Annotated in this window: 3 protein-coding genes and 1 pseudogene; 1 reads left to right on the forward strand and 3 read right to left on the reverse strand. The window is 40.4% G+C overall.

What is annotated here, in order from left to right; genetic code table 11:
- Positions 1-236: 236 nt before the first annotated feature.
- Positions 237-404, reverse strand: a pseudogene (locus OQV04_RS24635) (tail fiber assembly protein); the annotation flags it as partial.
- 149 nt (positions 405-553) lie between these two features.
- Between OQV04_RS24635 and OQV04_RS24640 the strand changes: the two are divergent.
- Positions 554-1,222 (forward strand): class I SAM-dependent methyltransferase, encoded by a 669-nt coding sequence (locus OQV04_RS24640; RefSeq protein WP_000239881.1) that lies wholly within the window; start codon positions 554-556, stop codon positions 1,220-1,222.
- Here the strand turns inward: OQV04_RS24640 and OQV04_RS24645 are convergent.
- Both OQV04_RS24645 and OQV04_RS24650 read right to left on the reverse strand, forming a co-directional pair.
- Positions 1,167-1,304, reverse strand: coding sequence for a hypothetical protein (locus OQV04_RS24645; RefSeq protein ID WP_001309429.1), 138 nt, complete (start codon positions 1,302-1,304; stop codon positions 1,167-1,169). The two genes, OQV04_RS24640 and OQV04_RS24645, sit on opposite strands and share 56 nt — an antisense overlap.
- Positions 1,277-1,402 (reverse strand): tail fiber assembly protein (locus OQV04_RS24650; RefSeq protein WP_089644813.1); only part of this gene is annotated, 126 nt, incomplete at its 5' end. The genes OQV04_RS24645 and OQV04_RS24650, both read right to left, overlap by 28 nt.

Consider the following 1,402-nt stretch of genomic DNA (forward strand, 5'->3'; position numbering starts at 1 on the left):
GTATTTTATCAATTGATTTTCAATATCGTTTAATAAAGAAAAATTAAGCAAGCTGGATGTTGGTTTTTTGTTAATTGAATGGTTCTAATAATGTTTTTTACTGTTGTTGAATGTGACTTGATAAGAAATGCAAGTAAAAATGATACTCTTTTGGGGCGCAAAAGCATAACATCAAACAAACAAATAACACACCGAAAAAACTCACAATTAATAACCTATGATATACATACTGTTTATTATGGTTGAATAAGCCACTCGATATCTGGTGCTACGGAAGTGTCCACACGGTTTAGCAGCACCCGATACTTTTTTCAGGCTTCCAGCAACGATCTTTCTTCCTCCGTTGCGATTTCCAGATCTACAGCATCCTGCAGTGGCGCAATATACTCACTGAATTCTTGGATGTAGAACTGTGTGGTGACGGTCTTCCAGCCATTCGGCTCCTGCTGTATTGAAGCATACCAGGCTATTTCAATATCGCTATGCTGCGGCAGCATTTAACCCCTTGTAATTCATTGCCATAATTGATTTAACTCACAAATAAAACTATAACATGGTGAAATTAATGAAAAAAAACACAGATGATGGGGCTAAAATTTACACACCACTTACCCTAAAGCTTTATGACTGGTGGGTTTTGGGAGTATCAAATCGGCTTGCATGGGGATGTCCTACAAAGGAACACCTTCTTCCACACTTTCTGGAACATTTAGGTAACAACCATCTGGATATTGGTGTTGGAACTGGGTTTTACCTTACTCACGTACCTGAGAGTAGTCTGATATCTTTAATGGATTTGAACGAAGCTAGCCTGAACGCGGCATCTACAAGGGCTGGGGAATCAAAAATTAAACATAAAATTAGCCATGATGTTTTTGAACCTTATCCCGCGGCGTTACATGGTCAATTTGATTCCATTTCCATGTTTTACCTTCTTCACTGCCTGCCTGGAAATATATCTACAAAAAGCTGTGTAATACGCAATGCGGCGCAGGCCTTAACTGACGATGGAACTCTATACGGAGCCACAATTCTTGGCGATGGAGTTGTGCACAATAGCTTCGGTCAAAAACTGATGCGCATTTACAATCAGAAAGGCATCTTTTCAAACACAAAAGATTCCGAAGAAGGCTTAACACATATACTCTCAGAGCATTTCGAGAATGTTAAAACCAAGGTTCAAGGTACTGTAGTAATGTTTTCCGCTTCAGGGAAAAAATAGCATCCAACCGCAGCACGTTCTTGCTTAAGACGTGCTGCGGCATAATCCCAATGATTACTCCCTGACAGGGTTCGTAGGCCACTCAATATCAGGTGCAGTTGATGTATCAACACGGTTCAGCAACACCCGATACTTTTTCCAGGCTTCCAGCAATGAGGTTTCTTCCTCCGTTGCGATTTC

The sequence above is a fragment of the Escherichia sp. Lx600-2 genome (assembly GCF_036662595.1).
GTDB classification, from domain to species: domain Bacteria; phylum Pseudomonadota; class Gammaproteobacteria; order Enterobacterales; family Enterobacteriaceae; genus Escherichia; species Escherichia coli.